The organism is Bradyrhizobium altum (genome assembly GCF_020889705.1).
Classification (GTDB): Bacteria; Pseudomonadota; Alphaproteobacteria; order Rhizobiales; family Xanthobacteraceae; genus Bradyrhizobium; species Bradyrhizobium altum.
Window position 1 is genome coordinate 1 of sequence record NZ_JACMYP010000178.1, and the last position, 18,975, is coordinate 18,975.

General features: G+C 65.7%; 15 protein-coding genes. 6 read left to right on the forward strand and 9 right to left on the reverse strand.

Going from position 1 to position 18,975, the window contains the following annotated elements; genetic code table 11:
- Positions 1–841 (forward strand): aminotransferase-like domain-containing protein (locus H8B02_RS32580; RefSeq protein ID WP_229169977.1); only part of this gene is annotated, 841 nt, incomplete at its 5' end.
- A gap of 110 nt (positions 842–951) precedes the next feature.
- Here the strand turns inward: H8B02_RS32580 and H8B02_RS32585 are convergent.
- Together H8B02_RS32585 and H8B02_RS32590 are read right to left on the reverse strand one after the other, a co-directional pair.
- Positions 952–1,308, reverse strand: a complete 357-nt coding sequence (locus H8B02_RS32585; protein ID WP_229169978.1) for a hypothetical protein — start codon at positions 1,306–1,308, stop codon at positions 952–954.
- Between the two features lie 89 nt (positions 1,309–1,397).
- Positions 1,398–2,006 carry a hypothetical protein gene (locus tag H8B02_RS32590; protein ID WP_376711736.1) on the reverse strand — a complete coding sequence of 203 codons (609 nt, stop codon included), beginning with the start codon at positions 2,004–2,006 and terminating at the stop codon, positions 1,398–1,400.
- Between the two features lie 83 nt (positions 2,007–2,089).
- On the opposite strand from H8B02_RS32590, the gene H8B02_RS32595 reads away from it, so the two are divergent.
- Positions 2,090–2,524, forward strand: a complete 435-nt coding sequence (locus H8B02_RS32595) for a hypothetical protein (RefSeq protein ID WP_229169980.1) — start codon at positions 2,090–2,092, stop codon at positions 2,522–2,524.
- Here H8B02_RS32595 and H8B02_RS32600 read toward each other — a convergent pair.
- From H8B02_RS32600 to H8B02_RS32610, 3 genes are all read right to left on the reverse strand, one after another.
- Positions 2,521–4,923: an EAL domain-containing protein gene (locus H8B02_RS32600; protein WP_229169981.1), complete on the reverse strand. Its 2,403-nt coding sequence runs from the start codon at positions 4,921–4,923 to the stop codon at positions 2,521–2,523. The genes H8B02_RS32595 and H8B02_RS32600 overlap by 4 nt on opposite strands.
- A 147-nt stretch (positions 4,924–5,070) precedes the next feature.
- Positions 5,071–7,077, reverse strand: coding sequence for a S9 family peptidase (locus H8B02_RS32605; RefSeq protein ID WP_229169983.1), 2,007 nt, complete (start codon positions 7,075–7,077; stop codon positions 5,071–5,073).
- Positions 7,078–7,155: 78 nt separating this feature from the next.
- On the reverse strand, positions 7,156–8,574 hold the full coding sequence (locus tag H8B02_RS32610; protein WP_229169984.1) for an MFS transporter: 1,419 nt from the start codon (positions 8,572–8,574) through the stop codon (positions 7,156–7,158).
- Between the two features lie 616 nt (positions 8,575–9,190).
- Between H8B02_RS32610 and H8B02_RS32615 the strand changes: the two genes are divergently transcribed.
- Together H8B02_RS32615 and H8B02_RS32620 are read left to right on the forward strand one after the other, a co-directional pair.
- Positions 9,191–10,267: a lysylphosphatidylglycerol synthase transmembrane domain-containing protein gene (locus H8B02_RS32615; RefSeq protein WP_229169985.1), complete on the forward strand. Its 1,077-nt coding sequence runs from the start codon at positions 9,191–9,193 to the stop codon at positions 10,265–10,267.
- Between the two features lie 116 nt (positions 10,268–10,383).
- Positions 10,384–12,342, forward strand: a complete 1,959-nt coding sequence (locus H8B02_RS32620; protein WP_376711735.1) for an SGNH/GDSL hydrolase family protein — start codon at positions 10,384–10,386, stop codon at positions 12,340–12,342.
- 66 nt (positions 12,343–12,408) lie between these two features.
- On the opposite strand, the gene H8B02_RS32625 is transcribed toward H8B02_RS32620, so the two are convergent.
- Together H8B02_RS32625 and H8B02_RS32630 are read right to left on the reverse strand one after the other, a co-directional pair.
- Complete coding sequence (locus H8B02_RS32625; RefSeq protein ID WP_229169987.1) at positions 12,409–12,981, reverse strand: DUF2147 domain-containing protein; 573 nt, start codon at positions 12,979–12,981, stop codon at positions 12,409–12,411.
- A 127-nt stretch (positions 12,982–13,108) separates the two neighbouring features.
- Positions 13,109–14,137, reverse strand: coding sequence for an NAD(P)/FAD-dependent oxidoreductase (locus H8B02_RS32630; RefSeq protein WP_229169989.1), 1,029 nt, complete (start codon positions 14,135–14,137; stop codon positions 13,109–13,111).
- Positions 14,138–14,300: 163 nt separating this feature from the next.
- On the opposite strand from H8B02_RS32630, the gene H8B02_RS32635 reads away from it, so the two are divergent.
- Positions 14,301–14,762 carry an acyl-CoA thioesterase gene (locus H8B02_RS32635; protein ID WP_028337718.1) on the forward strand — a complete coding sequence of 154 codons (462 nt, stop codon included), beginning with the start codon at positions 14,301–14,303 and terminating at the stop codon, positions 14,760–14,762.
- A 104-nt stretch (positions 14,763–14,866) separates the two neighbouring features.
- Here H8B02_RS32635 and H8B02_RS32640 read toward each other — a convergent pair whose 3' ends face one another.
- Together H8B02_RS32640 and H8B02_RS32645 are read right to left on the reverse strand one after the other, a co-directional pair.
- Entirely contained in the window at positions 14,867–15,187 is a 321-nt protein-coding gene (locus tag H8B02_RS32640; RefSeq protein ID WP_092115454.1) for a 2Fe-2S iron-sulfur cluster-binding protein, read from the reverse strand.
- A gap of 162 nt (positions 15,188–15,349) precedes the next feature.
- The gene (locus H8B02_RS32645; RefSeq protein WP_229169991.1) at positions 15,350–15,727 is read right to left on the reverse strand and encodes an Hpt domain-containing protein; all 378 of its coding nucleotides are present in this window, start codon (positions 15,725–15,727) and stop codon (positions 15,350–15,352) included.
- A 379-nt stretch (positions 15,728–16,106) separates the two neighbouring features.
- On the opposite strand from H8B02_RS32645, the gene H8B02_RS32650 reads away from it, so the two are divergent.
- Positions 16,107–18,975: apolipoprotein A-IV repeat region-like domain-containing protein (locus H8B02_RS32650; protein ID WP_446471717.1), on the forward strand; the 2,869-nt coding region annotated here is incomplete at its 3' end.

Below are 18,975 nucleotides of genomic sequence, written 5' to 3' on the forward strand. Positions count from 1 at the left end.
CGTGCCGCCCGGCGGCCGCTGCGGCGTCGAGGCGCTGACCTATCCGTTCGTGAAGGGCATTGCCGCGCGGCTTGGCATCTCGCTGGTGCCGCTCGCGATGGACGAGCACGGCGTCCGCCCCGACGCGGTGCAGAAGGCGCACCGCGAGGCGCATCTGTCCGCGATCTACATCCAGCCGACGATCCAGAACCCGCTCAGCATCACGATGCCGGCCGAGCGTCGCGCCGAGCTGTTGCGCGTGGTGGAGAAGCTCGGCCTTGTCGTCATCGAGGACGGCGTCTACGGCTTCCTCGACGATGAGGTGCCGCTGGCCGCACTCGCGCCGGACAGCTGCATCGTGCTCGACAGCCTGTCGAAGAAGGTCGCACCGGGCCTCGCGCTCGGCTTCATCGTCACGCCGCCGCGGCTGCGCGAGAGCATCATGGCCGCGGTGCGCTCGGGCGGCTGGACCGCGTCGGGCTACGCCTTCGCCGCAGGACAGCGGCTGATGGCCGACGGCACCGCCGCCGAATTGTCACGGCTGAAGCGGATCGACGCCGGCCGTCGCCAGCAGCTGGCGGCGAAGCATCTGGCCGATTTCGAGATCCAGACCAACCCGAAGTCCTATCACCTCTGGCTGACCCTGCCGCCGCACTGGCGCTCGCAGACCCTGGTCGCGGCGGCAGCGCGCCGTGACATCGCGCTGACGCCGTCGACCACCTTCGCCGCCACGCCGGGGCACGCGCCCAATGCGGTGCGGCTCGCGCTAGCCGCGCCGCCGATGGAGCAACTCGACCTCGGCCTGCGGACGTTGGCGGGAATGCTGAGCGCGACCGAGGAGGATTTTGATTCGACGGAATGACATCGCACGCTCACTCCGAAGCGGCGCAGCAGTCCAGAATCGAATAAAGGTGGCACTCGCGATCGCGGCACTCGCAGCGGCCTATTCTCGTTGATCCGAGCGCCAGAGCATCAAAAGCCACAGGCCGCATACGTCTTTCTCACGAGACGAAAATGGGCGCCCTCGGCTACGAAATCCACATCCAGGCACTGGTTGCCTCTGCGATATTCCCCGATCACGCCGCACTGCAGATATTCGAGGTTGATCCGCCAGCGCTTCTCTTGCGGTGAGTAGGTCGCAAAGTCGTGCTGCGCGACCGGCGTTCCCTTGCAAATTCCGGCAACGTATTGCCGCACGTCGGGCGGCAGATTGTCGACGTGATTGTGATCAAGCGGATCATGTTTGTTGCCTACGCTGCCCTTGGAAAGAGCCGGGGAGATGCTCGAAAGCACGAGGCATAGAGCCAGAATGGGGGTCCGGATTGTCATCTGACACTCCAGCTTGAAGCAAATCGGTTGGCAAGTTTACAGCGGGTTGCTTACAGCCTGCTTACAGTCCGGTCGCACGAGCGGCCGCCTCACTGATTGCGAACCGCCTTCGGCAAAAGCGTATCGGGCAATTGATCGAAGCCGTAGCGCCGCGGGCGGTTGCGGGTGACGAAGCCACCGACCTGCCAGGTGAACAGCGCGGCAAAGCCGACCAGGAACAGCGCGCCCATCCAGTTCGCAGCCAGCAGCGCCATCACCAGCAATCCGGTCATTGCCATCGCAAGGCACGCCAGCAGCGCCAGCGCCGCGGTATATGTCTTCGGCCCGAGGCCTCCGACCAGCCTGGCCGTGCTGCCCGCCGCCTGCATCCGGCGATGCAGCTCGACGATGAAGTCGCGGTAGAGATGGCCCTGCGGTGCGACCAGCGTCGCGGTCTGCCAGGTGGTCGACAGGATCGCGATCCGCCCGCCTTTGGCATTGTCGATGTCGGCGCGAAACCGCTGCTGCTGCATCGAGACCGGGCGGTAGGACAGTTTGACGGCGGAGATGTCGGCGTAATCCCACACGCCCGACCTGCCGGCGATCCGCCACGACAACCCGTCGTCGGTCAGCTCGAACTGGTGCGCCGAGCCGATCAATGAGGCCTTGTAGGCATAGCGCACCGCTGTGCCCTCGCCTGCGTCCGGCCGGTCCTGCAACGTTGTTGGCAATCCGCCGTTCCACCTGTTCGGACACATCCGCGCGCTTGCATGGGATGTCACGCCTATCCTACAAGCGAGCCATGCCCGAGACGACCTATTTTCCGCGTTACCTCATTCTCGGCGGCGCGATGATATCCGGCGTGCTGCTGGCGCTTGCCGTGCACATGCTCGGCGCGCGGTACGGGCTCGATCTCGGCGGCCTGTGGCGCTCCGATACCCACGAGTTCATGCCGGCAGGCGCGGCGATCGCCTGGTGGCTGATCGCGAGCGTCGGGTTTTCGGGCGGCTACTTCACCGCCCATCTGATGCACAGCGCGGTGGCCGGCCAGATCCCGCAGCAGATGCGGCAGTTCCTGATCGTCGTCGGCGTGCTGATGCTGGCCGGCGCCGGCCAGGCCGCGGCGGCGCCGAGCACGGTCTCGACCATTTCCGCCGTGCTCGCCGGTCTCTCCGCGCTGTGCCTCGGCGCCGTGATGGCGTTTTGCGGCGCCTATTTTGCCCAGCGCAGGAGCTAGGCGACCGACCGTTCCGGTACCCGGCGCAGCATCTTGGCGACGTCCGCCGCCGGCCGCGGCGGGCTGAACAGGTAGCCCTGCGCCTGCGTGCAGCCTTCCTGACGCAGCAGGTCGAACTGGGTATCGGTCTCGACCCCCTCGGCGGTGGTGACGATGCCGAGGCTTTTGCCAAGACCGGTGACGGCGCGCACGATCGCCATCGAGTCCTCGCGCGTCGCAAGGTCGGTCACGAAGGAACGGTCGATCTTGATCTTGTCGAACGGGAAGCTGCGCAGATAGCTCAGCGAGGAATAGCCGGTGCCGAAATCGTCCAGCGAGATCCGGACGCCGAAACCGCGCAGCTCGTGCAGCACCGCGAGCGTCGCCTCGCTGTTCTGCAGCAGCACCGATTCGGTAATCTCGAGCTCGAGCCGATCCGCCGACAGGCCCGACGCCTCCAGCGCCGCCTTGACCGACGGCACCAGATTCGGGTTCTTGAACTGCACCGGAGACAGGTTGACGGCGACCGCGATGTCCGCAGGCCATCTCACCGCCTCGGCGCAAGCCTTGCGCAGCACGATCTCGCCCAGCGGCACGATCAGCCCGGTTTCTTCGGCGACCGGAATGAAATTGTTCGGTACGATCAGCCCGCGCAGCGAATGATTCCAGCGCACCAGCGCCTCGAAGGCGACGACCCGATCGCCCACGACATCGCGGATCGGCTGATAATAGACCTCGAACTCGTCGCGCTGGAGCGCGAGCCGCAGGTCGCGCTCGAGCAGGCGGCGCGCCTGCGCGCGCGCATCCATCCCGGCCTCGAAGAACCGGTAGGTGCCGCGGCCGTCGGCCTTGGCGCGGTATAGCGCGAGATCGGCCTTTTGCAGCAGCTCGTCGGGATCCTTGCCGTCCTCGGGCGCGAGCGAGATGCCGATGCTGACGCCGATCACGAGCTGATGGCCTCTGATCTCATAGGGTGCGGCGATCCGCTCGACCACCGCACTTGCCAACGACGACACCACGGACGGCTCGCAGTTGCTGCAGAACCGCACGATGGCGAATTCGTCGCCGCCGAGCCGCGCCACGGTGTCGTGCTCGGTCACGCATTCGCCCAGCCGGCGCGCGACCTCGCGCAGCAGCGCGTCGCCGATCGGATGTCCGAGCGTGTCGTTGATCTCCTTGAAATGATCGAGATCGAGGCAGAGCACCGCCAGCTGGTCGGAGCGCTTGGCCAATCGCGAGGCCTTCTCGAGCTGCTCGCGGAACAGCGTCCGGTTCGGCAGGTTGGTCAGCGCGTCATGCCGCGCCATGTGTGAAATCTGTTCCTGGGCCAGCTGCCATTCGGTGATGTCTTCGAAGGTCGCGACCCAGCCGCCGCCCTTCATCGGCTGATCGACGACACGAATCGCGCGCTCGTTGCGGCTGACGATCCGCGTCGCGCTGTGGCCGGCCTTGGCCTCCGCGACGAGCGCGTTGCAGAATTCCTCGGGATCGCCGTCCCACTCACCGATGGAATGCAGGTCCTGCAGGACGTCGATCAGCAGTCGCCCCTGCAGCGGCACGCGATTGCGCCCCATGATCTCGCTGTAGCGCTCGTTGAACAGCATGATGCGGCCATCGGCATCGAACATGCACAGTCCCTGCGACATGTTCTCGAGCGCGGTATCCAGCACCACCTTCTGCTTGTGAAGCTCGGTCTTGGCGCGACGATCGAGGATGGAGGCGATCAGCGAGAGGCCGAGGATCGCGAAGGCCGCAACCGCGGTCATGAAGGAGAGCACGCGCGGCGAGACCGAGAGTCCGTCGGGAACGATCGTCGGATCCGGGACCAGCGTCACCGCACCCATCCCGGTGAAATGATGCGAGACGATCGCAACCGTCAGAAGACCGGTCGCAGCCGCTGTGGTGCCAAGGCGTTCGCCGCGCGTGGCAACGACCAGCGCAAGCGCGCCAAAAAGGCTTCCGAATACGATCGATGCGATGACGATGCCGGGCGACCAGACGATGCGCGCGGGCAGTTCCAGCCCCAGCATGCCGGTGTAATGCATCGCCGCGACACCGACGCCGACGATCGCGCCACCGGCGGCGACCGTCTGCCAGCGTTCGTTGAGCGTTGCGACCGCCAGGCCGACGGCCAGGATCGCGACCGCGAGCACCAGCGACAGCAGCGTGATCGGAATGTTGTATCCGGCCTCGATGCCGGGATCGTACGCCAGCATGGCGACGAAATGGGTGGCCCAGATGCCGCAACCGCCGACTGCCGCATCGAGACCGATCCAGATCTCGCGGGCTCGGCCTTCTGCGGCGCGAGCGCGGTGAAACAGGCTGATCGCGACGGCGCTGGCGAGCAGACAGATCACGCCACCGAGGACGACCAACCGCCAGTCATGTTCCAGGGTGAGACAGGTTAGAACGCGATACATTATAGGCCCCATTTATGGACCCATAAAAACAAGCGCATTCGTGTACGAACGGTAACCGCACCGCAACAAGGCTTCACGCATGGTGAAAAAGCCTTGAATGGACGCGAGACAATCAGGGAAAACCGCAATCCGCTGGCGCAGTTCGTCCTAGCCGCGCAACCCGGGCACCAGTTCAGCCCCGGTCTCGACCTTGAGCGACGAGCCGGCGAAATCGTTTCCGATCGGCTGGCAACTACCGCCGAGATGCTTGGCGAGGAACGCTTCGGTGACGCCGTAGAAGGCAAGCCGATTTTCCGGCCGCACAAAGCCGTGCCCCTCGTCGGCGAATGTGATGTAGGTCACGGGCACGCCACGCTGCTTGAGCGCATTGACCATCTGCTCGGACTCGGCCGCCACAACCCTCACGTCACGCATGCCCTGCGCGATCAGGATCGGCTTCACGGCACGCTCGATGTGGGTCAGCGGCGAACGTTCGACCAGGAACGCGCGGCCGGTCTCGGTGGCGGGATCACCGAGCCGGTTTTTCCAGACGCTGATCCACGGACCCCAATAGGGCGGGATCGTCGCCATGAAGGTGACGAGATTGGAGATGCCGAACAGGTCGACGATGCAGGCGAACACGTCGGGCGTTTTGGTCGCGGCGACCAGCGCCGAATAGCCGCCATAGCTGCCGCCGAAGAAGCCGACCCGCTTCGGATCGGCGATGCCCTGCGCGATCGCCCAATCGACCGCATCGATCAGGTCGTCATGCATCTTGCCGCCCCACTCGTGGTCGGCGGCCGTGATGAAGGCTTTGCCGAAGCCGGTCGAGCCGCGGTAGTTGACGGCAAGCACCGCATAACCCCGGTTGGCGAGCCATTGATGGACCGGGCTGAACCCCCAGGTGTCGCGGTAATACGGCCCGCCGTGGATCACCAGCACCAGCGGCACCGTGCCGGCTGCGGCCTCGGTCGGCCGGGTCAGGTAGCAGTTGAGGCGCAGGCCATCGCGCGAGGGGATCACGACCGGCTCGAGCTTGCGCAACGCGAGACCGTGGAGCGCACGGTGCTGGGTGTAGAGCTTGCGCACCTCGCGCGTCTTGCGGTCGAGCAGCGCGTATTCACCGCTCTCGGTGTCGCGTTCGAAATGGACCGTGCCGAGCCGAAGATCGTCGCTGTTGCTGACAAAGCTGATGTCGCCGGCGCCGTAGCGGCCCAGATCGGCGAGGTCGTGGGCGACGCTTTGATCGACGGCGTGCCAGCGCATCCGGTCTGTGATCGCCAGCGCCGCCAATGGCCGGCGATTCTCGTCGAAGACCGCGCGCACGATGTCGGCGTCGTCATCGGCGGCAAGCAGCGTGGTCTGGCGCGTCGCCATGTCGAGGGCGAACAACGCCGCCTTGTCGCGGCCGCGCGAGTCGATCAGGTACAGCGTCTTGCCGTCGGCGCTGAAATCCAGCAGCTGGGTCGTATCGGTTTCGGCGATCGGCACCGTCATGAACGGCGCCCAGTTGCCGTCCGGACCGCGCTCGAACACCTCGGCGGAGCCGTCTGCGATCAGGCGGGACGCCAGGCGGAGCTGGAATGTGCTGTCGGTGATCAGCGCGATATAGTCGTGGTTCTCGTAGACGAGTTCGCTGGCGCCGGTCACGATGTTGACGCGGTACATGTCGAAGTAGCGCTTGTCGCGCTGGTTGTGCCGCAGCAGCATCTCCTCGGGGAATTTGCGATCGGACTCCTGCAGGAAGGCCTTGACGCCGGTCTCCGGCGTTAACGGCACAATCTTCCCGTCGGTGATGTCGACGCTGGCGGCACGCCAGTTTTCGTCGCCGTCGCGCTCGCGGAAGAACACCACATGGCGGTTGGTATGTGCCCAGCGATAGCCGCCCGAGATGTTGCGATCGGTGACGCGGGTTACCGGCCGCGCCGCCTTGAGATCGGACAGCGGAGCGACCCAGAGGTTGTTCACACCGTCGAGCGGCGCGACATAGGACAGCTGCGTCCCGTCCGGGCTCAGACGGACATTGATGTAATCGGGATTGTCGAAGAACACCCTGCGCGCGATCAGGCCGGGCGCCTCGCCGCGGGCCGGACCGATCAGGTTGGCAAATGGCAGCGACGCGCCGAGCATGGCGGCGCGGCGCAGCAACAGACGACGGTCGATTGGCGCAGGCATCTGATCAGCCCCCTCGGCGACAGTCCCCGATCGCGCAAAGTTAGATGCCGCGCCGCGACCGCGCAACGACGGCCTCGCTCATTGCCGCGCTTGTGATGATGCGCCGATCCAGATCAGCGCGGCGGCGGCAAGCAATACGCCGGCGGAGATCACGAGTGCCGCATGCAGGCCGGAAATGAAGGCCGCGGACCGACCGACCATCGAGCCGAACAGCGCGACACCAAGCACGCTGCCGGTCTGCCGGGTCGCATTCAGCACCCCGGCCGCGATCCCGGCATGCTGCGGCTCGGCGCTGCCGAGCAGCGCCGATGTCAGGGGCGGCACCAGCAGGCCGAGGCCGCCGCTGATTGCCAGCCGTTGCGGGCAGATCGCGAGATAGCCGGTACCTGGACCGATGAACAGCATCGCCAGGCATCCGGCAGCCGAAACCACGGCGCCGAGCGCGATCGTCCCCGGCGCGCCGATCCGCTCCGCGAGATGCGGCGCGATCAGGTTGGCGGGCAGCACGGCGCCGAGCATCGGCACGAATGCGAGGCCGGTGGCGAACGCCGACAGCCCGTTGACTTGCTGGAAGTAGAGGCTGAGCACGAAGATCAGGCCGTAGAACGCAACGTTCACCAGCAGGCCGACCAGCGAGGTCAGGGCAAACATCCTGTTACTGAACAGCGAGAGTGGCAACATCGGCTGCGCCGCGCGCGCCTCACGCCAGACGAACAGCACGGAGAAGACGGCCGCCAGAGCGAAGCCTGCGACCACGAATGGGCTGTCCCACCCGAGCGCGCCGCCCTCGATGAGCGCGCCGGCCAGCGTGCCGAGCGCGGCGATCGCGGCAATTTGTCCCGGCAGATCGAGCCGGTGCTGGTGATGGCGCGTGGTTTCGCCGGCAAAGCGCCAGGCAAGCCACAGCCCGGCCAGGCCGATCGGCAGATTGACCAGGAAGATCGCGCGCCAGCCGACCAGCGTGATCAGGCCGCCGCCGACGAACGGGCCTGCGGTCAGCGCAATGCTCGCGCCTGCGGCCCAGACGCCGACCGCGCGTCCGCGCGCCTTCTCGTCCGTATAGACGTGGCGGAGCAGCGCGAGTGAGTTCGGCACCAGGATAGCCGCGGCCAGCCCCTGCACGCAGCGCGCGGCGATCAGCGTCACGGCATCAGGCGCGATGGCGCACCCGACCGACGCTGTGGTGAAGATGGCAAAGCCGGCCATGAAAACGCGCTTGGCGCCGGTCCGGTCGCCGAGCGCGCCCGCGGTCAGGATGAAGGCGGCAAACGCGATGGTGTAGGCGCTGACCACCCATTGCAGCTCGGCAACGCCGCCGCCGAGCGAGCCGCCGATGGCGTTGAGCGCCGTGTTGACGATGGTGACGTCGAGCTGCACGACGCCGTAACCGAGGCTCATCGCGGCGAGCGTCAACGTCGCCGCAAGCCCGGTCGCCTGCTGATGCGACGCCGCGCGCTGGTCCGGCACGCGCCGGAGGTTCAGGGATGTCTGTTGCATGGTCTTGACCTCGCTCTGCGCAACCAATGCGAGAGATAGGTCTTCGTTTCTCAATGATACTTCGCTACGGATCGAAGTGTGGAATCGCCATGCCGGCCGGGGCCATGTGGCCGCGCGTCGTTGCGCGGCGTTTTGCCTCAATAGACCTACGGACCGCCCCCCGGGCGCCTCATTCCGGCCCGAACGGCGGTCCACAGCCGGATCACGCAGATGCGCACATCGACTTCACGCTTTGGTAAACGCCGCAGCCGGCCCCGACGTCCCCCACGCTGATGCATATCGTCTATTCGCTCCGCTCCGACGGCCCCGCAGTGGCGCTGCGACGGCAGCAAAATCGGCAAAAATGCCGACGAAATCGCCTGGAACGGCTGAAGGACGGCGGAACATGCAGTGGTCCCGTCGCGGACGACGACATGGCCGCGACTCACATTCCGCAGAGCGAGAACATATGTAGCCAGTATGACAACAATGCTGGACGGGAGCCGAAGGTTGGATTGTCAAGGGCTGCACAACGCATCGGTTTTGCCTTATGGGTCATCGCGTACGGTGCGTTTGCCCGTCACCCGTCGCCGTCCGTGACCGGGTCCCACTGAAATTGTCCCTGCCGGGAGGATGAATGCTTCGGCTGCTGACCACGCTTGGGCGTGGCTTCAAGGAAAAGATCGGCTGGAAACGGCTCGGGATCGCTGCGAGCGTGCTCATCATCGCGTTCGCGGTCACGACGCTGGTCCACACCCTGAAGGGCGTCGATACCGGCATCATCCTCACCGCGCTGACCGACATCGCGCCGCACCGGATCGCGCTCGCGGCGCTCTGCGTGGTCGGGGCGTTCTGCACGCTGACCTTCTATGACTTCTTCGCACTGCGCACGATTGGCAAGACCCACGTCCCCTACCGCATCGCAGCGCTGTCGAGCTTCACCAGCTACACGATCGGCCACAATATCGGCGCCACGGTCTTTACCGGCGGCGCGATCCGCTTCCGGATCTATTCCGATTACGGCCTCTCCGCGATCGACGTCGCCAAGATCTGCTTTCTCTCGGGCCTGACCTTCTGGCTCGGCAATCTGTTCGTGCTCGGCTTCGGCATGGCCTGGCACCCGGCCGCCGCGTCGGCGATGGACCTGCTGCCGCCGGCGATGAACCGGCTGATCGCGCTCGGCTGCCTTGCCGGCATCGGCGCCTATTTCGTCTGGCTCCTGACCGGCGAGAAGCGCCGCGAGCTCGGCCAGAACGGCTGGAAGGTGGTGCTGCCCTCGGCCAAGCTGACGCTGCTGCAGATCATCATCGGCGTGGTCGATCTCGGCTTCTGCGCGCTCGCGATGTATCTCCTGATGCCGACCGAGCCGCATATCGACTTCGTCTCGCTGGCGGTGGTGTTCATCCTGGCGACGCTGCTCGGCTTTGCGAGCCACGCCCCCGGCTCGATCGGCGTGTTCGACGCTGCGATGCTGGTGGCGCTGCCGGAGTTCAGCAAGGAGCAATTGCTGGCGACGCTGGTCGTGTTCCGTATCCTCTATTTCCTGATCCCGTTCGGGATCTCGATCTCGATCATGGGCATGCGCGAGCTGTGGCTCAACGTGGTGCGGCCCTGGCAGGAACGAAAAAGACTCAGCCAAGCCTGCACGGCTTCGGCGACCGTGCGGCAACCGATCGAAAGCCGGCAGCAGCAGATCAGGCGGCTGAGGCGGTAACAGCGAACGTTATCGGTCCCAGGGCCCCTGCTTTCAGTCCCGGTTTCGATCCCGGATTGTTGGTCTCTGCAGCCGCTTCTCTTATTTTCGCCGTACCACTCGCGTCAAACCGCGCCATGATTGGCTCCTTGGTTCGATTTTCGTTTCGTGTCACGGTCTGCAGCGTGCTGCTCGGCGGCGCGCTCGCGGCGGTATTGGCTTCAGCCGCCGACGCGCAGGATACCCAGCTCTCGATCTCCTGGGAGGTCCGCAACCGCTTCCGGCTGTTCCGCGAGGAACGCGACTTCCGTCTGCATGTCGAAAGCGGGCTCGGCCGCAGCGTGCTGGCCTCGGAACAGGGGCTGGAACTGCAAAGCGACGGCCGCGGCTGGGCGCGCAACACGGTCAACCGGCTCTGCATCGACCTGCAAGGCCGCGTCAGCGAGCCCTGCACCCGCGACAACGTCAAGGAAAGCTATCTGACGCCGATCGATCACCCGATCGTGGTGCGGCTCACGGGTCCGGTTCCGGTCGGCGCGACCTGCGCCTGGTCGTTCGACGATGGCGACGGGCCGCAATCCTCGACATTCGATTGCGCCGAGCCGGTCAATCTGCGCGTCCGCTACGGCCGCACCACGGTCGCGACCGTCGATGTCGCCAGCGGCTCGGATGCCAACCAGCGCCTGACGACCCAGATCGCGGTGCGCGATTTGCTGATCGCCGGCCTCGGCGACAGCATCGCATCCGGCGAAGGCAATCCGGATCGCGCGATTGCACTCTCCGACGAGGGGTTCTGCTTCCGCTCCTATCTCGGCGGGGCGCAATACTACCGGCCGAGCCGCGCCGGCTACAAAGGCGGCCGCGCCTGCGAAGCGCCCGACACCCTGACCAACTGGCAGCGCCAGAGCGCGCTGTGGCTCAACTCGGCCTGTCACCGTTCGCTGTACAGCTACCAGACCCGCACCGCGCTTGCGCTCGCCGTGCAATATCCGCACATCGCGGTGACCTATCTGCCGCTGGCCTGCACCGGCGCCACCATCGCCGACGGTCTGCTCGGCTCGCAGCAGGCGCGGGAATGTCTGCCGACGAAAACCGCCAACACCTGCTCGGGCACCGTCAACGGCCAGATCGCGGAGCTGCGCACGGCACTCGCAGCCGTCAAGCGCCGGCAGCCGGACCGCACGCTCGATCTCGTGCTGCTGTCGGTCGGCGCCAACGACATCTACTTCTCCGGCCTCGTCGCCAACGTGATCGTCGACACGCCGACCGAACGCACGCTGTTCAGCCAGGGCGGCTCGATGGCCAGCGTCGACGATGCCCGTTCGGCATTGGCGCGCGAGCTGCCGGCCGATTTCGCCAAGCTGCGCGATGCCCTGAAGCCTTTGGTCGGCGGCGACCTCTCGCACGTGGTCTACACGGCCTACGCCAATCCGGCGCTGGCCAATGGCGGCGCGCCCTGCCCCGGCGGCCGCGCCGGCTTCGAGATCCATCCCTCGTTCAACGCCGATCCCAAGCGGGTCGCGGCGGTCTCGGGCTTCGTGCAGAACGAGTTCCTGCCGCAGCTAAAGGCGATCGCGCAGTGCCAGTCCGGCATCATCTGCCGCAATCCGCAGGCCGACCGCATGACCTTCGTCGATGCGCACCAGGATGCGTTTGCAAGCCACGGCTTCTGCGCACGCGCGTCGACCGATCCGGAGTTCGACCGCGACTGCTTCGCCGCCAACGGCGACAGCTTCGTCTCCGACATCGTCGCCGCGGCCAACCAGCCGCTCAAATGCGGCCGCAGCGCTGGCGAATACCGCGCCTACCTGCCGCGTGCGCGTTGGATCCGCGACGCCAATGACAGCTATTTCGCGGCGATGACCTACCCGCAGGGCCTGCCGTCCTCGATGCAGCCAACCGACATCCACGATGCGACATGGGGCATCCTATCGGCCGTGTATGGCGGCGCGGTGCATCCGAGCGCCGAAGGCCATGCGGCGATGGCCGATGCCGCGGTCCCCGCAGCCGCCACCGTGCTTCAGTTGAACACGACGGTGCCTGAGGTGATCTCCGAGCCGGTCGCGCCATTGCCGACGGCACCGGTGCAACGCTGAGCGCTGCACGCACGCGACGCCGCACGCGTGCGTGCGTGCGAACCAACGTGATCCCAATGAGGGTGTCTAGTGCCGCTTCGTCGCGGGCAAAGGCGCCGGCGGCGGCGGCTTCATCGCTGCTGCTTGCGCGGGCAGATATTTGGCGACGATAGCGGGATCGAGCTGCGCCAGCGCCGTGTCCGGCAGCCGGGTCCAGACCTCGTCCTTGCCGAACAGCGAGATGCCGAGATAGCCGCGCATGGTCAGCGTCTGTCCATCGGCGCTCAGCGTCATCTTGGCCTTGTAGACCTTGCCGTTGCGCGGATCGAGCACGTTGCCGCCTTCATAGGCGAGCCCGTTGCGCTTCATGTCGCGGATCAGGGGAATGCCAAGCCAGGGCATGTCCTTGCGATCGTCCGTGCATTTCGAGCAGACCGGATTGGGCGGATCGCCGGGCGCTGAGAACATCTTTGCGATCATGCCTTCGAACAGGCCGTTGCGCTCGATCACCAGGAACCAGCCTTCGGGCTTGCCGTCTTCGATCTTCTGCCAGAGTCCGGCCGCCGATAGCTCGGCCGCGGAAGCTGCAAGCGGAGCAGCTAGCGCAAAGGCCGTAGCGATCGCCAAGATCAGCCGAAGTCTGGATAGCGTGTTCCGCATCATCATCACCTGATCAATCGACAAACTCGATTACGAGCAGACTACGGCCATTTCGCGGAGTGTTCCAGTACCCGCGCCGCACGGGCAATGGCCCATGCCCCTGGCATTGGTCGCTGCTGAAGTGGAATCAGTTCACCCCAAGCTTCTTCTGCAAACTTGATGACGAGGTTGTGTACTGGAACACCAGCCGCTTGTCGGGATACACGTAGCGGTGCGCCTTCTGCGCCATCAACGCGCCCTCGTGGAAGCCGGAGAGAATGAGCTTCAGCTTGCCCGGATAAGTGTTGATGTCGCCGATCGCGAAGATGCCTGAAACGTTGGTCTCGAACGCTGCGGTGTCGACCGGCACCAGATTGTTCTCCAGCGCCACGCCCCAGTTCGCGACCGGCCCGAGCTTCATGGTCAGCCCGAAGAACGGCAGCATCGTATCGCAGGTGATCGTCGACATCGCATTGTCGTTGCCCTTCAGCGCGGCGCCCGAGAGTTGACCGTTGGCGCCCTCGAGCGCGGTGACCTGGCCGATCTTCAGATCCATCTTGCCGTCGGCGACCAGCGAGCGCATCTGCTCGACGCTGTGCGGCGCCGCGCGGAAATCGTCGCGCCGGTGCAGCAGCGTGATGCGCTTGGCGATCGGATGCAGGTTGAGCGTCCAGTCGAGCGCGGAGTCGCCGCCGCCGACGATCAGGATGTTCTTGTCGCGGAACTGCTCCATCTTGCGCACGGCATAGAACACCGATGTGCCCTCATATGCCTCGATGCCCGGCACCGGCGGACGCTTCGGCTGGAACGAACCGCCGCCCGCGGAGATCACGACGACCTTGACCTCGAACTCCTTGCCGGCATCGGTCTTCACGCGGAACAAGGGATCGCCGATCTTCTCGATGCTCTCCACCATCTCGTTGAGGTGGAAGGTCGCGCCGAACGGCTTGATCTGCTCCAGCAGCTGCTCGGTCAGGCCCTGGCCGGTGACAAAGGGAATCCCGGGAATGTCGTAGATCGGCTTCTCCGGATAGAGCTCGGCGCACTGCCCGCCGATCTTGTCGAGGATGTCGACCAGATGCACCTTCATGTCGAGCAGGCCCAGTTCGAACACGGCGAACAGTCCGCAGGGACCCGCGCCAATTATCAGCACATCGGTTTTGATCGCTTCGCTCATATCCGCTTCTTTTCAGTTGAGATCGACTGGACGGCTTTCGCCTGCCCAGCCAAGTATGGCCGGATCGGGACATGCATAATAGGGACAGCGGCTGGCGCGGCAACCCCTTGCCGAGCCTGCGCAACTCGGCTGTATGGGCGGGAAACCGATGGAGATCCCCCTCGTGAATGCCCCTGTCCGCGCCGACGATGCACCGCGCCTGGAAGACTTTCCCTATCGCCTGTCCGACAATGTGCGCTTTGCCGATCTCGACCCGAATGGGCACGTCAACAACGCCGTCTATGCGAGCTATTTTGAGACCGGCCGCGTCACGCTGGTGAAGGACCTCAGCATGGGGCTGATGCCGGCCGGGCTTGGCTGGATCATGGTGCGGCTCGACATCCATTTCCGCGCCGAGCTGCACTGGCCGGGACAGATCGAGCTCGGGCTCGGTCTCGTCAAGTTCGGACGGACGTCGACCACTTTCGATCAGGTGGTATTTTCGGAAGGGAGATGCGTGGCGTCGGCGAAGGCGGTCACCGTGATGATCGATGAGGCCACGCGCAGACCGACGCCGCTGCCGGCGGAGGTCAAGCAGAACTTCCGCCGCTGGGTCCGTCGCGGTGTGAACCCGGACGGCGAATAGGAGACGACAGAGCGTTTTCGAGCGAAGTGATACCGGTTCGCGTGAAGAAAACGCGTCAAAACAAAATCTGGAGCCCCGTTCCGATTCAATCGGAACGAAGGGCTCTAGGCCTGCCGCTCCGGCGTCGACACGACCAGTCCGTCGAGATCGTCGGTCACCTTGATCTGGCAGGACAACCGCGAATTCGGACGCACGTCGAAGCCGAAATCCAGCATGTCCTCTTCCATCGGCGACGGCGCGCCGACCTTCTCGCGCCACGCGTCATCGACATAGACATGGCAGGTCGCACAGGCGCAGGCGCCGCCGCATTCGGCTTCAATGCCGGGAATGGCGTTGCGGATCGCGCCTTCCATCACCGTCGCGCCGTTCTCGATATCAATGGAGCGTTTCTCTCCGGAATGGTCGATAAAGTGGATTTTGGCCATGATTGCTCGTGCTGCCGGAATGCGCCGGACGATGGTTGGAAAGGTCCCGGCAGTCGTATAACGGGTCGATCTGCACAGCGCTAGCGCGGAGACCGAAAACCTGCCGGCCGGCCAGGGCGGCGCCCTACCCGTTGCCGCAGGCCGCGGAGAGGGCCGACAAGGCTAGGAGCGGCCCAGAATCAGCTCGATCGCCGTGCGCGCTTCGGCAATCGCGGCCCCGAGCGCGGCGAGCGGCTGGGCCGGGTCGGAACCGGCGGTCAGCGCGGTTTCCAGGTTGGCGGCCGCCTCGGCGACGCCGAAGGCGCCAATCGCCCGTGCCGATCCTTTCAGGGTGTGGGCGTGGGTCGGAGCCTCGGGCGGCAAGGCAGCCAGCTCGCCAAGGATCCGGGCCGACTGGCTCGAGAACATCGCCAGCACTTCCCGCTCCAGCCCCGGGTCGCCCAGCGTCATCCGTCGAAGGTGATCGACGTCGATCGGCCCGTCGCCCGGCGCGAGCGGCGGCGATTGCGTCCATTCAACCCGTTCGAGATGAAGCGGCATGGCCTGTCCCTGTCGTCTCTGCCGGGCTTCACCGGCGGACCGTTCGCCCAGCCAATCACGAAACTGGTTAACGAATTGTTGTCGGGATGATCGGCAAAACCGCCCGATTCTGGACAATTTCCGGACACAATCGGGCCTCTCCGGCAGGAATTTCGAGTACCCATAAGGCCTTATGGCGCAAAGCTGTTAACGATGATTAAGAAAGTATTAATCGCAAGCATTTCATTCGCATCGCTCTCCCAATAGGATGTTTGCGGATGTAGCGGACAAGCCGCCGAGGGGGCGCTTGCGCTCCGCTTGTGGGCACCGGCTTCGAGCTTGCGTGGGGACGATCGCAGGCTCGCCGACGCGTAAAATAGTGAGAGGGCTCAGACTGAACATGGCGAACACTCCCAAGAAGGTCAAAGATCCCACCGAAGTCGCGCTTTCTGCCATCCAGGAAGCCCTCAACATCAGCGAGCAAGGCGCGGAGAGCCGCAGCCCCCTCAACGAAGGCGCCGCGCCGCCGAGCCTGCCGCCGTCAGCTCCGGATTTTTCAGCCGCATCGTTCGAGTCCCGTACGAATACCGATCGTTCGGTGTTCGAGCCGATCGAGGAACCGCGCGCGCCGCGCCGCGCCGCCAATGATGATCGCGAGACCATCGGCCAGATGCTGCAGACGCTGCAGGGAGGGCGCGCCCGCAACGCCTTCACGCTGTTCTTCGTCTGCTCCGGCGCCTGGCTGCTCGGCGGCGTCATCCTCACCATCGCGTTCTGGCCGGCCCTGCAGGCTTCGATGGCCCAGGGCACCGGCGTCTTGGTGCTCGCCGGCCTCGCCGCGCTGTTCGCCGTTCCGGTGCTGCTGTTCTACTATCTCGCCAGCCTCGCCTCGCACGGTCAGCGCATGCAGATGATCGCGCAATCGATGGCGCAGGTCGCAATGCGATTCTCCGAGCCGGAAAACGCCGCCGCCGATTCCATGGTGACGGTCGGCCAGGCGATCCGCCGCGAGGTCGCGGCGATGGGCGACGGCGTCGAACGCGCGATCGCGCGCGCCGGCGAACTCGAGACCCTGGTTGCCAACGAGGTGGCGGCGCTGGAGCGCGCCTATTCCGACAATGAAGTGCGCATCCGCGCGCTGCTGCAGGACATCGCCCACCAGCGCGACAATCTGGTCGGCCAGGCCGAGCAGGTGCGCAGCGCGATATCCGGCGTGCAGATCGACCTGCGCCATGACATCGCGCTGATCTCGGACGCGATTGCCTCGCGCGTCGACGAGGTCGCCAAGAGCATCACCGGCGCGCTGGAAGAGCGCGGCCAGCACATCACGACCGCACTGAGCCATGCCGGCGACAACATGATCCTCGCGCTCGGCGAGCGCGGCGGCGACCTGCTCGACCGCCTCGAGGAAGCCAGCGCCGAGACCACGCGCGCGGTGATGGACGCCTCCGAGCGGCTCACCACCAGCCTCAACTTCAAGACCGGCCATGTCCATGACGAGTTCGTCGATCTGGCCGACCGCGTCCACGAGATGCTGAACGAGCGCATCGACCGCATCACCGGCGAGTTCGAGCAGCGTTCGTCTGCAATCGTCGACGGCATCTCCGACCGCACCGAAGAGGTCCACGACTCCCTGAAGAATTCCGCGGACTCGCTGCTGCTCGAGCTCGAGCTGCGCAGCAACGACCTCGTCAGCAAGATCGACGACGCCGGCAACCGCCTCGCCGGCCAGATCATGACGTCCGGCGACAGGGCGAGCGAGGCGCTCGACGTCACCGTCAATTCGCTGGTCGCCAAGGTGGTGGGCCAGACCGAGACCGCGCACGACTCGCTGTCGCTGCAGATGAGCGCGTTCGACGACCTGGTGAAGAACCACGGCAGCGAGCTCGCCGAGAAATTCGCCCGCGACTCCGGCACGCTCGGCGCGCTGATCACCCGCCACATCTCGGAATTCGACCGCACCGTGAAGACGTTCGGCGGCGACATCGTGGAGCGCATGGGCCAGCGGACCCAGGACATCGCCGACAGCCTGAAGACCTATGTCGACACCTTCGACAATCGCGTCACCAGCAATAGCGGCGAGATCACCGCTTCGCTCGACCAGCGCCTGCTGCAGTTCGAGACCACGCTCGGCAGCCGCGTCACCAACCTCGACGCCTCGCTGACCGACAAGCTGTCGTCGTTCGACAGCTCGCTCGCCACCAAGATCGGCTCGTTCGACGGCCGCCTGCAGTCGCTGGATGACGCGATCGACGGCCGCATGCGGACGCTCGAAGTCACCTTCGAGAGCCGCGCCAAGTCGGTCACCGACACCATCGACGGCCATCTCGGCACGCTCGCGACCCAGCTGACCGAAGGCGCCACCCAGGCGATCCACTCGATCGACTCGCGCCTCGGCCTGCTGACCACGACCCTGACCGAGGGCACCGTGCAGGCGATCGCCGCGGTCGACCATCGCATCAACGGCGTCACCGAGACCATCGACGGCCACAGCAACCGCCTGGTCGACACCATCAACGGCCACAGCACCCGCCTCGCCGATACCATCAACGGTCACAACAGCCGCCTTGTCGACACCATCAGCGGTCACAGCTCGAACCTGACCGACACCATCTCGGCGCGCTTCGCTGATATCCAGCAGGGCATCGAGAGCCGCGTCGGCGTCATCGCCGGTGACATCGACACCCGGGTCGCGCAGTTCGAGGACCTGCTGGGCTCGCGCGTCGAGGCCGTCGCCGGCCGCATCGAGAGCAGCGGCCGCCAGGCGAGCGAGGACCTGATGTCCCGCGCCGAAATGTTGTCGTCGAGCATCAAGTCCCATGTCGAGGACGCCGAGCGCTCGCTGACCAACCTCGTGGTCAACACCAGCGAAACCATCCAGACCGGCGCGCGCACCGCGCAGCAGGCGCTGCTCACCGTGTCCGCGGATGTCGGCAACCAGCTCAAGCAGAGCTCCGCCGAGGTCGAGAGCGTGCTGACCGCGGTCGGCACCAGCGCCGCCAACTCGATCCTCACCAGTGCCCGCGACGCCCAGGTCTCGCTGGTCTCCGCATCCGGCGACGTCGCCTCGCAGATCAAGGCGCTGTCGGAGGACGTCGAGCGCACGCTGCAGGCGGCCGGCAGCGCCACCGCAGCCTCGGTGCTGTCCGGCGCCCGCGACGCGCAGACCACGCTGGTCTCGGCCTCGATCGAAGCCGCAAGCCAGGTCAAGTCGCTGGCTTCCGATGTCGAGCAATCGCTGTCGATGTCTGGCTCGGCGGCCGCCGAAG